Raw genomic sequence first — 11,856 nt, 5'->3', positions numbered from 1 at the left:
ATCTTCGAATTTAAAAACCTACAGCTACAGAGGCAATCAATTGATTGTTGTTGATTTCTTTGCTGAAATCTCCTGTGAGAAAGGCTTGGTTTTCAAGATTCCATTGGTATTCCAATTTAAATACAGTATTTGCGATGGGCCGGTAATTGACTCCCAAAACCAATTCTGTGCGGTCATTGGCATTGAGTTGAGAAGCATCGGTATCGACCTGAGAAATACGGCCTACCAATGTAAAGACGGGATTGCTGAGATCGATTCCAAACAGGCTGCCCTTGAGAAATTCAGGAAAGAGATGGTAATGCCCCTCAAGGTAGTATCCCCACATGGGGCCATTGAGGGCAATTGTTTGCTCTCCTGAGGTATAGCTGGTGGGGCTGTGAACGGCCAAACCTGCTTCTCCAAGCAATTCAAAGGGGCCATTGCGCCAATTTAAATCAGCGACGAAAAGTCCAAGATGTTTTTGTGATTGTGCATCAATACTTGAATAATAGGCGCCCAATCCAAAATCCAGTCCGATAAAGGGGCTGAAACCCATTCGGGTGGTAAAGGCTTTGGAATTATTATTGTCTTTAGAGAGGCTGGGGCGGGCTCCTCTCAGGCCTTTTCCATCCTGAAGATTGTCTGTGAGCCCTTGTAAGACGTAGGCTTCGTAAAAAATTTCCCAATTCTCATCGGGGTAAAGGGTGCCATAAAAACCGGCTCCAGGCTCCATCCAGGTCGTTGGCATGATTACATTCGTGAACAGCGGTCGGGTGGTGGTATCGCGAAAGTCGGAGTCATGCAGCAGATTGAGTCTGCCCAGGGGAACCAGAATAACCCCGCCTCTAAAAACCATCCAATCATCGAGCTTAAAATCCAAAAACCCTTGTTCGATGCGAAGTTCTCCATCATTTGAGCCCCCGCCAATGATCCCACCATGTTCAAATTCAATTTCAGTATTGAAAAAGATGCGCTCATGCAACATCGAAGAAACCTGAAGAATCAGATGGTGGTTGTCAAAATAGGCGGGTTGATTGGCAGGAAAAATATACTCGGTATCAAAATAACCGCCAATACTGGAGCCCCCATATAGATTTTTGCGGGTAAAGGCTGAAATATTTCTGCCCCCAATCGCCCGTTTGTTTGCACTTGTGGAGGGGGCGGGACTGCTTGGGGGGCTGGGCTCTTCATCGCTTTCATCGCTGACTGTTTCGGCAGCCATTTGAATCACCAGGGGAGCTTCTGATGCAGGATTTGCCAGCACGGGTGATGCCAGAACAATACTGGTCAGACTTAAACTTCCCAACAATTTTTGAAGTGGGTTGAATTTCATAAGTTTCCTTTCACGTGTTTCGAACCGATCTTGCGAAGTGTGAGTTTAAGTTTATTTTGATAATTATTAATTGTCAATTATATAGATTTAATTATTACTTGTTATTAGATAATTATTAAACGTAATTATTTTGAGTTTATTATTGTATTTATTTTGTTTTTAAAAGATAAAAAATATATTATAAATTAGTTTATTATTTTGTATATTTTGCCTCAGGCAGAAACCTGATTTGCAGGTAAAATACCAACATGTCAGAACCACCTTCCTTGATGAACCGTTTGAGTCGCAATATCCGCTTTAAGCTTTTGGCTGAAACGGTCAGCCGTTTTTTTAGCCTGGTATTTTTTCTGGTGCTTGCACATGCCTTAGGCGATAGGGGATATGGGCGCTATGCTTTTCCGCTGGCATTTTCGGGCTTGTTTGTTTATTTCTCAGAGTGTGGCTTGAATACCCTGATGATTCGTCAATTGGCAAGTGAACGCGCCCAGACCCTGCGCTATCTTAAACATCATTTGGGCTTAAAAACCCTGCTCTCTGTATTGACGTTCTGTCTGATCATAGGCAGTGGGGCCCTGACAGGGTTGCGTGGCGAAGCTTTGCTGATCTTGGTTTGGGCTGCTGTGATTACTTTGGCCCAGGGCTGGCAGGATACGCTATCTGCCGTTTTTAACGGCCTTGAGCAGATTGAGCGAGAAGTCAGTCTGCGCTTACAGAACCGTGTGCTGACGCTGGGAACGACCCTTGTGATTTTATTCTGGAGTCGGGATATTTTGCTGCTGATGCAAGGCCTGGCTTGCGCCTATCTGCTTTCTTTGTTCTGGGGTTTTTCTGGGCTCTATCAAACCTTTTCGAAGGCCACTTCTCCAGCCTGGGAGACGGGGTTTGCCCTGCGCTTGTTGAAAGAAGGAATGCCCTTCTGGCTGAGTGGATTGTTTGCGCTCTTGTATTTTCGTATGGATGTGGCCATGCTCTATCAAATGGGAAGGCCAGAAGCAGAGGTCGGTTGGTACCAGGCGGTTGTGAAATTACTGGATCTGCTGATTCTCTTGCCCAATCTTCTGCTGATGGCCATCTATCCTGTGCTGGCCTCATTGCCCCGGCGACAGGAATTGGGCAAATTGGTGGCTCAATCCATGCGGATGGCCTGGATCTTTGTGCTGCCCGTGATGTTGGGGGGAAGCTTATTGGCCTCTGAGATGATTCCCGCTTTATTGGGGGCTCCCTTTGCGCCCGCAGCCTATAGCTGGCAGATTTTACTCTGGGCTTTGCTCTTTGTCTATTTCAACCATATCAGCCTCTACAGCCTTGCCGCGATTCACCGCAATGGCCTTTTGGCCTGGAGCAATGCCTTGGGCGTGCTTGTCAATGGCGGGCTTAATTTTTTCTGGATTCCCCGTTGGGGCATGGTAGGGGCCAGTTACAGTACGGTTTTAACTGAAATTTTGGTAGGGATGATCAATCTCTATTGGCTTTCACGCTTGGTTCCGCTTGATTTCAAATTAAGTCAATGGAGCAGGGCTTTTCTCTGCTCTCTGATGATGGCTGCCGGCGTTTGGGAGCTGAACAGGCTGAATTTGCACTGGCTTGTGATTCTTCCCAGTGCGCTTGTTTTTTACCTTGTTTTATTGGTCTTGACTCAAGCGCTCAGCCCAGCCGAAATGGGTTGGCTGCGTCAGAAACTCCAGCGAAAAGCAGCGCGCGATCAGTCTGTGGCTTGAGTGCTGCAAACATCTTGAATGCAAGAGTGTTCCTTATTGCGCACGGTGATTTGTGCCTTGTGGTAAACCAGGGAGTTGGCAGGAACAGAATCGGTCAGCCAGACGTTTCCGCCAATGATGGTATCATGGCCAATCACGGTTTCGCCCCCTAAAATTGTGGCATTGGCATAGATCACGACACGGTCTTCAATGCTGGGATGGCGTTTGGTATTGGCAAGGCTTTTTTCAACAGACAAAGCCCCCAGGGTAACCCCTTGGTAAAGTTTGACGTCGTCGCCAATCCAGGTGCTTTCTCCAATCACCACGCCGGTGCCATGATCAATGCAGAAACGGCAACCAATCGTCGCACCGGGGTGAATATCAATGCCGGTCAGTTGATGGGCGTGTTCGGTGAGCATGCGGGGCAGAATGGGAACCTGGCGTTTCCAAAGGGCATGGGCCAGGCGGTAAATGGCGACGGCCAAAAAACCTGGATAGGTCATAATCACTTCATCCAGACTATGGGCGGCAGGGTCGCCCTGCCAGATTCCCTTGGCATCCTGTTGAATACAGAGATCTGCGTGAGGCAAATCCTCAGCAAAAAACAAAGCTGAAATTTCAGGTTCTGTACCCAATTGTTTCAGTAAACGTCCCAGTTGCGCCTGCAATTCAGTTAACCTGACTGAAATTTCTTCTGCCGGGGTAATATGTTCTTCCAGATGGGGAAAGAGAATGCCGAGCAGATCTTCGACCCAGCTATAAACCCGTTTGCGGGAGAGGTTGGCCGTTACTGTCAGATGTTTGTGCCGGTGCTGGAGACGTTCTGCTAAGGTTAGGGATGTTTTTTCGATCTCGGTTTGAGGCTTCATCACAACTTCCTGTTTTGAGGTGTACTGTTTCTATTCAAATTCATGCTAAGCTTTTTCGCAACGGGGTAGCAAATTCTGAGGCTGAAAATTCTGAAAAAGGATTGTTTTATGGGTATTTCTGATTCTGAACGTCCTGCCTGGCTGATTCAGTTTGAGCCGCACTCTGATTTGCATGCGCGCCTGCTGGAGGTGGGGCAGGGAGTGGCTGAGACGGAATGCGAGTGGGTCGTGGATCGCTATTTTCACCGCATGCAGACTGGCGACGTGCTTTTATTTTGGCTTTCAGGCCCAGGTGGAGGGCTCCTGGCGAAGGGCTTGCTTCTCAGTGCGGCCTACCAGACAGGGGCTGAACCTCCTGCTCCCTGGTTTATTGGCTTTCAGATTCAAGGGCTTTTGTCGCGTCCGATCGGGCGCAAAGCGCTTGAACAGTTGCCTGAATGGAAATCAGAAACCTTTTTGAAACGGCCTCAGGGCCATGTCTTTCGCATTTCACCTTCTGCCTGGCAAGCCCTCGAAGCCCAACTACCTGTTTTAGAGCTGCCTCGGACGCAAGTTTCGCCACGCAAAAAACTCGAGCAGATGGTTCAAAAAATTCGCAAAGAAGGACTCTTGCTGGCCCCTGCTTTGATTCGACGCTATCATCTGGCGCTTGAGAGTGCTTCGCTGGTGATTTTAACTGGCCCCAGTGGTTTGGGGAAATCGTGGCTGGCCCAGGCCTATGCCCGCCATGCGGGGGCTCACAGCTGCCTTTTGGCGGTTTCTCCCCATTGGAATCAACCCGAGGATTGGTTGGGTTATTTTAATCCCTTGCAGCAGACCTATTTTGATTCACCCGCCAGTCGTTTTTTGCGTGAGGCAGCGGCAGAAGCCCTGCAAGCCCGACGGGAAAATCGCCCTGCGCGCCCCTATCACCTGATTTTAGATGAAATGAATTTGGCCCGTGTTGAACACTATTTTGCCCCACTGCTCTCGGCTACAGAGGTGCGACGCCGGGGCGAGTCTGCGGTCCTTGACCTCAGTGACGGTTCAACGCTGCCCCTGAGCAGCAATTTGAAATTGATTGGAACGATCAATCTGGACGAAAGTACCCATTTGCTGGCGGATAAAATCTTCGATCGGGCACAGGTTTTGCTGCTTGAGGCGAGTCGTGATGACCTGGCTTTGTTACTGGAAGGAGCCCCCTATCAAACGCTTTTGATTGAATTGCGGGATTGTTTAGAACCTCTGCTTTCGTTTGCTTTTCGTACCCTCACGGATATTCAGGCCTATGTCACAGCCGCAGAAGCTTTGGGCATCGATTGGCAAACCGCTCTCGATGAACAGATCCAGCAGAAAATTCTGGCCCGCCTGCGCAGTGCCAATCCTGCTGATTTAAGCACCTTAGAAGCGGTTCAGGCTTTACTTCCCGCTGAATCTTTCCCCTTTTCTTCTCAACGTTTGGCTTCTTTACGTCGCCAACTTCTGAACCAGGGCTTTGCTTTTGGCAGCTGAAGTGCGATTTGTTGACCTGCGTGGAGAGCCTTTGACCTCTCTGCCCGAATGGGAGTCGGCCTGGATTGTTTTTGCGGGTGCGAAAGCTGATCTTTTGGACACTGAGGTGTATTTGCAGGAGCAGAGTCTGCCTTTGCAATGGCATCCCGCTTCAGCTCAAATGCGTACGCTTTGGGAAAAACGAGGCCCTGGGCGTTATTGGCTACGCGTTTATCGGGCCGGGTGCCTGCAAAGTGAAACTTTACTTGAAGTCTGGCCCCAAAGCTGGGGGCCGGAAGGGCTTCTGGCCCTTTGGGAAGATTTACACTATCTTTTGCCCTTGGAATGGGGGCAGGCTGTTTTTCCGGGAAAAGCGGTGATGGGGGGGGAACTCAACGTGCCTGCACCCTTGCGTGGCTGGCAGCAGGAATTTGCCTTGCTTCAGGAAATACTTTTGGGGCAGCAAGCAGAAAAAGGACTTTTGGCCTTGCTTGCGGTCTTGAAGAAAAGCTCACGCTTTGTTTTAAAGCGTGAACCCCAGGCTGTGAGTCTGCATCAGGCCCGCAAACCACTTTTAAAAAGCTATTGGCAAAAGCAGCGGGTCTGGGATCAGCGTTCGCGTCTGAGTATTGAGACGGCTGAAAATCAGAAGATCAAAGCGGGCATGGTTCTGATTGAAAACAGGGTGCGTTTTTTAAAAGCATTTTTGCAGCAAAAGGGCCAGGCAAAGGCGGTTCAGTGGCTGGACTCCTGGTTAAAAGCTTTGTATGCCTTGCGTTTTGAAGGATGGGAGAGCCTGACTTTGCAGGGGAGAACCCCAACGGTTTTTACGCGCGACCCGCTTCTACTCTCGATTTTTAAGCAGTTTCGCCGCCTGCAGGCGGGATTTAGCTTCTCTGTTTCTGCTGAAGGACCGCAGCGTGCGCTTGAAAATTTGCCTGATTTATACCAGATTTGGACTGCGTGCCATCTTGTCTCTGTTTTAACCGCTTTGCTCAGCCATGCAGGCTTCACACTTGTTGAAGGAAGTTGGTTTTCACGTTGGGAAAATACACCCTGGTATCGGGTTTTTCCCCGTGGCCAATCTGTACTTGCGATGGTTTTTCCGCGAAAACAGATTTCGATTCAGGTTTGGTCTGAGCGCCAGTTTGGCGCAAAGGGAGAAATCTACAGTATCAGCTATGCGCAACGCCCTGATTTGCTCGTCGAGCTGAGGCGAGTGGGAAGGCCTCCCCAGCTTTGGTTATGGGATGCAAAATACCGTCAGGCTTCAGCGCAACGGGGGCCAGAGAAAGAGGATCTGGATCGTATGCATGCCTACCGCGATGCCCTGCGGGATCGCCAGGGGCATGCGCTTGTTACTTCTGCCACGATCTTCTATCCGGGCCCTTCGCGCAGCTTTGGTGAGGGACTTGATGCGATTCAAGCCGATCCCCTGCAACGGGAGGCATTTCAAAAAAGCCTGAAGTGCCAATTATCGGCGTTGGTGCTTCCGCTTTTGGCTGAGGCTTCAGGTTGAGTTTTATGCTTCGAGCGGCAAATAAATCGTCTGCAGCGCTTCGAGCACCGCTTGTTTTTCAGAAGCACTTCTCAAACGGGGATACAGGGTTTCTAAAGCCTCTGCGGCCTGTTCGGTGCGCGTTTGTCCCAGGGCTGTAATGACCGCCTGGCGGAATTGCCCCTGATTGGATTCTGCTTGAAAAATCTTGAGCAGTTCTTGGCTGGCTTGTTCACTGCGTGTCTGTCCCAAAGCTGAAATCGCAGCTAAACGCAAAGGTATTTGATTCCAATGATCCTGGTAGATCTGTTTCAGAAGCGGGGTGGCTTCAGCCAGACGTGTGTTTCCCAAGGCCTGGATGATGCTGAGTTTGAGATCTTGACTGTTCCAGGCATCCTTATAGGCCTGGCGTAAAGCTTCAAGTGCACTCAAGGCATGGGTTTCTCCCAGGGCGGCAATCACGCGTTGTCTTTTTGCTGGGCGGTTCCAATAACTGCGGTAGAGATCATTCAAGGGGGCCAAAGCTAGGGCCTGGCGGGTTGATCCCAAGGCGGCAATCACAGCGTTTTCCTGGGCTTCGTCAAGGGGCTCTTTCATGAGCTTTTCAAGCACTTTCACTGTTTCGGGTGCTTGAATCAGTCCCAGGGTGTGAATGAGCTGAACGCGTTCTTGAGAACTGTGGCTCTTGTGGTAAAGAACGACTAAAAAATCAAGGCGTTTGGCGGTCTGCTCAGGACTTGGGAGCTTGTTGGTTTTTGCTTGCGTTTCGGGGCTGATTCTGACACGATCCACCTGCTTTAAGGCGTGGGGGTGAGATACACTTCTGCTGATGGCCGGACGCACGGGGGCTGAGAGAAAAAGCGCTTGAGAAGAAGTACGTATGGCCTGAACTTGCATCTACGAAAAGACCTCAAATTAAACTTTACTTTACTTGTCCTTAATTTTTATAGACCCTTCTTTTGAAAACTTGTGAAATTTAAGGCATAAAAAAAGAGCTGTCTTGAGGGACAGCCCCTTTTATTTTATGCCTCTGAGGATTTCTCGGCCTCTGAACCAGGCTCTGCTTTCAATCGCCCGGATCGTTTGAGCGCGTCACGCAATAGAAATTCCAGTTGTCCGTTCACGCTGCGGAATTCATCTGTAGCCCACTGCTCCAAAAGCAGGAAGAGTTTCGGATCGATCCGCAGCAGAAATTGTTTCTTGGCAGCCATTTCAATACAGCGTACCGGCATTGATGATGGGTTGCGTTTCCTGTTCAGAGACCAGAGCAACCATCAGGTTATTCACCATTTGCGCTTTGCGCTCATCATCCAGTTCAACAATCTTTTGTTCAGAAAGTTGGCGCAGAGCCATTTCGACCATGCCGACCGCACCTTCTACAATCTGTTTGCGTGCGGCAATGACTGCTTGGGCCTGTTGGCGACGCAGCATGGCCTGGGCAATTTCCTGGGCATAGGCCAAGTGGCTCAAACGTGCCTCTAAGACTTTGACTCCAGCATCCAGCAAGCGCGCTTCCAGTTCTTTCTGAAGTGTATTTGCCACTTCTTCAGGATTGCCGCGCAGCGTTAAGCCATTGTTTTCAGCGTGGTCATACGGGTATTCATTACACAGACTGCGTATCGCTGTTTCACTCTGAATGTGCACAAACTCTTCGTAATCATCAACATCATAGAGGGCTGAAGCAGGGCTGCTGACTTTCCAAACAACAACCGCTGCAATTTCAATCGGATTGCCATTGCCATCATTGACTTTGATTTTTTCGCTGCTGAAATTGCGAACCCGCAAAGAGACCTTTTTCTTAACAGCAAAAGGGTTTGACCACCAGAAACCCGCTTCTTTGACGGTGCCAGTATAGGTGCCGAGAAAGTTCAAGACTCTGGCTTCGTTGGGTTCAACGGAGTAAAGCCCCGGAAAACCGAAGATAATCGTGGCGACAAAGAGCAGTCCTCCCAGGACAGGGCTGACGATCAGCAACAACAATCCGGCTAGTACTGCCAAAACCGTAAAAATCAAAGCGACATAGCCATTGAGCGAAAACGCTGATTTATCATGGGTGCGTTGCATGGGAAACCTCCTAGAATCTTTTTGATATTTATATGATATCACTTTGATATGTTCTTTGCAAGCCAGATAGAAATTCTGATCAATAACTGTTAAAATTATCAAATCTAAGCGGTCTAAGCATCATGTGCATTGCAGATTTCAGAGTTTTGAGAGCATTTGAAAAAAGATCAAGGACAAATCCTCATGAATGTTCTCCTGGTTGATGATGACCTGAATGTTTGTTTGATCATGAAGGCTTTTCTCGAAAATTTGGGCGCAGAACACGCCTGTGAAGCGCACAATGGTGTGCAGGCGCTTGAACTCTTGTCTGCACAAGCATCCCCTGATTTGATTGTGGTGGATTGGTATATGCCTGAAATGGGAGGAAAAGAGTTGATCCTTTCCTTGCGGGCCCGCAAAGAACTTGCTGAAACAAAAATTTTGACCTTGACGGGTGAAACCTCACTGGGAACGATTCAAGAAGCTTTGGCTGCTGGTGCAGATGAATATCTGATGAAGCCCTTTACGCTTGAAATGTTGAGAGATAAGCTGAGCTTGCTTGGCTTTGACGTTTCAGTACCCACCTAGAATGACCATGAATTCAGATTCCTGGACTCCCCCCGAAGGTGCGACTCTTTTTGCCTGGTTTTTAGAGGTTGCGCAAGAAGCTGAACGCTCACCTGATCTTTTGGCTTTGATTTATCCTGAACAGGTAGATACTTTCTCTTGTAGTCTCTGCGGCCAGTGTTGCCAACAACCTTGGCAAATTCAGGTCGATGCTGACTATTACGCGCAATGGTATGCTGTTTTTGACCAGCATCCTTCAGGTCGCTTCCGTGAGCCGTTTATTTTTTCCGGCCAAAACACGGATGAAAGGGCTGTTTTACGCCATCAGCCAGGCAGCACGCGCTGTGTTTTTTTAGACGAGGATTTGCTGTGTTTTATTCACAAAGAATATGGTGAAAGCGCCAAACCTGAGATTTGCCAGCGTTATCCCCGCGAAGCCTCTTTAAGTGCCAATCTCTACAGCCCCAGCCTCAAAAGTTCCTGCAAGACAGCGGCTCAGCTTTTGTCTGAAACCGGTGAACTGGTTCTGCGCATGGTGCAGCGTCCGGCGCAATTGAGCCAAGAGCCAGAATGGCTGCGTTTGAACCAAAAACAAGAGCTGCCAGCACAGTACTTGCTGCCTTTTTATGGCTTACTCTTAGAAGGCATTTGGCAGCACAGTATCAGTGCCGTGCGTTCGCTGCGGGGCTGTTTGAAAGGTTTGCAAATTTTGAATTCTGAACCCGATAGCCTGCAGACAGAAGCTGGGATAACCCAACTCTATCTCGAGCAGGTGAACCACTGGCGCAGCGATATTCATGTCTATCCCACCCGTTGGGAAGAGGCGATTGATTTGTTCTCTGCTTTGAATCCTTTTCCCTCGCCTGCCCTTGAGCGTTTTTTAAAGCAATTGCAAAAGGGCTTGCCCTATGAAATCTCTGAGTCTTTACGGGCTCAGATCGGTGAAGTTTTACGCAATTATCTGACGCGGCGTCTTTTGAATTTGAACCCTTACCAGGCCAAAGGGCTGACGCTCTTTCAATTTGTCTTTTTGCAGGCTTATTCGCTTTTAGCGGTACAGATTCAAGCACTGGCATTGGGCTGGTACGATACCCAGGTTTTGAAACCTGAACATCTCCGCGCTGCGATCAATCAGTTTGAAACGGCAGCCTTGCAAAACCCCGCCTGGTTTGATCGCCATCAACTCGAGGCTTTGGATGAAGCTACCTGTTTGGCGGCGATACGGGCGGCCACCTGTCTGGATTTGAGCTTGCCCGCAATCGTTTAAAAAGCCTTATTTTTTATGCGTTAATAAATGCTCTAATTTTTTGCGCTGTTCGTTGTTGCCAATAAAGAGCAAGAAACCACCTGCGCGTAAAACCGTCTCGGGCCCAGGATTGTATTGTAAGTCTTCGTTTTTACCCGTGGCCGACCAGGCCAGCATATTCAAACCTGTTTTTTCATAAATCGGAACTTCTTTGAGGTATTTGCCAATATAGGGGCTTTCAGGCAGAATCAAGACCTCAGAAACCCGAATCGAGGGATCCTTGCCCCGCAGCATGCGATCGAGAAAAGTGACCACATTGGGCCGCAGAATTTCGGAAGCCATGCGCATGCCGCCAATAAAATTGGGGCTGACAATATAATCCGCACCGGCTATTCTTAGGCGTTTGTGCAGGTTAATATCGACGGCACGTGAGACAATTTTCAGATCGGGATTCATTTGGCGGGCGGTCAGGGTTAAAAACAGATTTTCCTTGTCGTTGCTTAAGGCCGAGACCAAGCCTTTGGCCTGGGCGATATTGGCTTCCTGTAGGTCGAGTTCATTGGTGGCATCCCCATGCAAGGCGATCAGATCTGGAAATTCTTCTTTGAGACGGTTCAGGCGTTCCAGATCAGCATCAATGACCACCACCTGTTCTTTTGAGTTTTGAATTTCGGTGATCACGTGAACACCCAAGGTGCCAGCGCCACAGACAATATAGTGGCCGTTCATACGCGCAATTCTCCTTCGGATCCGGTTTTCGAGCAAAAGATGACTGAGACGGCCTTCCACAATAAAGGCAGTAACACTTGAGAGCGCATAGACCACCATGGACATGCCTGCCAGCATTAGCAGCATGGTATACCAGGCTGCCAGGGGGTGTTGATCGGTTTCCAAGATATCCCCATATCCCACTGTCGAGAGGGTGATGGCGGTCATATAAAACAGACGTGTCCAACTCTCTTCTGGAAAGAGGATACGATAGCCCAAGGCCCCGCCCATCAAGGTAAAAAAGAGCAACAAAAATGGCAGGCTGATTTCATCCCAAAGGGAACGAATCACCGTGCGTAATGAATGGTGTTTGAGCGTCATAGATCTATACCTTAACGCGAAAATCAAGCCAAGGGAAGGTACTTGTATTCGCTGAAAAGAAGGTC

The 11,856-nt window shown here is 49.0% G+C and carries 11 protein-coding genes; 5 read left to right on the top strand and 6 right to left on the bottom strand.

Translation table 11 applies throughout. The features are described from left to right. Nucleotides 1-10 precede the first annotated feature (10 nt). Complete coding sequence (locus COW20_04195; GenBank protein ID PIW49864.1) at nt 11-1,312, bottom strand: hypothetical protein; 1,302 nt, start codon at nt 1,310-1,312, stop codon at nt 11-13. Nucleotides 1,313-1,560: 248 nt separating this feature from the next. On the opposite strand from COW20_04195, the gene COW20_04190 reads away from it, so the two are divergent. Further along, the gene (locus COW20_04190) at nt 1,561-3,030 is read left to right on the top strand and encodes a hypothetical protein (GenBank protein ID PIW49863.1); all 1,470 of its coding nucleotides are present in this window, start codon (nt 1,561-1,563) and stop codon (nt 3,028-3,030) included. Here COW20_04190 and COW20_04185 read toward each other — a convergent pair. Further along, nucleotides 3,015-3,878 (bottom strand): serine acetyltransferase, encoded by an 864-nt coding sequence (locus COW20_04185; GenBank protein ID PIW49862.1) that lies wholly within the window; start codon nt 3,876-3,878, stop codon nt 3,015-3,017. The two genes, COW20_04190 and COW20_04185, sit on opposite strands and share 16 nt — an antisense overlap. Before the next feature lie 108 nt (nt 3,879-3,986). On the opposite strand from COW20_04185, the gene COW20_04180 reads away from it, so the two are divergent. Both COW20_04180 and COW20_04175 read left to right on the top strand, forming a co-directional pair. Further along, the gene (locus COW20_04180; protein PIW49861.1) at nt 3,987-5,369 is read left to right on the top strand and encodes a hypothetical protein; all 1,383 of its coding nucleotides are present in this window, start codon (nt 3,987-3,989) and stop codon (nt 5,367-5,369) included. Beyond that, a complete protein-coding gene (locus COW20_04175) occupies nt 5,353-6,867 on the top strand; it encodes a hypothetical protein (protein PIW49860.1) in 1,515 nt (504 codons plus the stop codon). The genes COW20_04180 and COW20_04175 overlap by 17 nt, the downstream gene beginning before the upstream one ends. 3 nt (nt 6,868-6,870) lie before the next feature. On the opposite strand, the gene COW20_04170 is transcribed toward COW20_04175, so the two are convergent. From COW20_04170 to COW20_04160, 3 genes are all read right to left on the bottom strand, one after another. Next, complete coding sequence (locus tag COW20_04170) at nt 6,871-7,743, bottom strand: hypothetical protein (protein PIW49859.1); 873 nt, start codon at nt 7,741-7,743, stop codon at nt 6,871-6,873. Between the two features lie 125 nt (nt 7,744-7,868). Next, complete coding sequence (locus COW20_04165) at nt 7,869-8,057, bottom strand: hypothetical protein (protein ID PIW49942.1); 189 nt, start codon at nt 8,055-8,057, stop codon at nt 7,869-7,871. A gap of 1 nt (nt 8,058) precedes the next feature. Then, nucleotides 8,059-8,910 carry a hypothetical protein gene (locus COW20_04160; protein ID PIW49858.1) on the bottom strand — a complete coding sequence of 284 codons (852 nt, stop codon included), beginning with the start codon at nt 8,908-8,910 and terminating at the stop codon, nt 8,059-8,061. 183 nt (nt 8,911-9,093) lie between these two features. Between COW20_04160 and COW20_04155 the strand changes: the two genes are divergently transcribed. Both COW20_04155 and COW20_04150 read left to right on the top strand, forming a co-directional pair. Next, nucleotides 9,094-9,477, top strand: coding sequence for a response regulator (locus tag COW20_04155; protein ID PIW49857.1), 384 nt, complete (start codon nt 9,094-9,096; stop codon nt 9,475-9,477). 1 nt (nt 9,478) lies between these two features. Then, the gene (locus COW20_04150) at nt 9,479-10,723 is read left to right on the top strand and encodes a hypothetical protein (GenBank protein PIW49856.1); all 1,245 of its coding nucleotides are present in this window, start codon (nt 9,479-9,481) and stop codon (nt 10,721-10,723) included. A 6-nt stretch (nt 10,724-10,729) separates the two neighbouring features. Here the strand turns inward: COW20_04150 and COW20_04145 are convergent, their stop codons facing one another. Next, complete coding sequence (locus COW20_04145) at nt 10,730-11,791, bottom strand: potassium channel protein (protein ID PIW49855.1); 1,062 nt, start codon at nt 11,789-11,791, stop codon at nt 10,730-10,732. Nucleotides 11,792-11,856: the final 65 nt, after the last annotated feature.

The organism is bacterium (Candidatus Blackallbacteria) CG13_big_fil_rev_8_21_14_2_50_49_14 (genome assembly GCA_002783405.1).
In the GTDB taxonomy this organism is placed as follows: domain Bacteria; phylum Cyanobacteriota; class Sericytochromatia; order UBA7694; family UBA7694.
Note: the sequence above shows the minus strand (reverse complement) of the source record. Positions and strands in the feature narration are given on the sequence as shown.

What these genes read in the sequence shown, in the direction of transcription:
- COW20_04195 (PIW49864.1), bottom strand. Translation starts at nt 1,312, where the DNA reads ATGAAATTCAACCCACTTCAAAAATTGTTGGGAAGTTTAAGTCTGACC.
- COW20_04155 (PIW49857.1), top strand. Translation starts at nt 9,094, where the DNA reads ATGAATGTTCTCCTGGTTGATGATGACCTGAATGTTTGTTTGATCATG.
- COW20_04185 (PIW49862.1), bottom strand. Translation starts at nt 3,878, where the DNA reads ATGAAGCCTCAAACCGAGATCGAAAAAACATCCCTAACCTTAGCAGAA.
- COW20_04145 (PIW49855.1), bottom strand. Translation starts at nt 11,791, where the DNA reads ATGACGCTCAAACACCATTCATTACGCACGGTGATTCGTTCCCTTTGG.
- COW20_04165 (PIW49942.1), bottom strand. Translation starts at nt 8,057, where the DNA reads ATGGCTGCCAAGAAACAATTTCTGCTGCGGATCGATCCGAAACTCTTC.
- COW20_04150 (PIW49856.1), top strand. Translation starts at nt 9,479, where the DNA reads ATGACCATGAATTCAGATTCCTGGACTCCCCCCGAAGGTGCGACTCTT.
- COW20_04160 (PIW49858.1), bottom strand. Translation starts at nt 8,910, where the DNA reads ATGCAACGCACCCATGATAAATCAGCGTTTTCGCTCAATGGCTATGTC.
- COW20_04180 (PIW49861.1), top strand. Translation starts at nt 3,987, where the DNA reads ATGGGTATTTCTGATTCTGAACGTCCTGCCTGGCTGATTCAGTTTGAG.
- COW20_04190 (PIW49863.1), top strand. Translation starts at nt 1,561, where the DNA reads ATGTCAGAACCACCTTCCTTGATGAACCGTTTGAGTCGCAATATCCGC.
- COW20_04170 (PIW49859.1), bottom strand. Translation starts at nt 7,743, where the DNA reads ATGCAAGTTCAGGCCATACGTACTTCTTCTCAAGCGCTTTTTCTCTCA.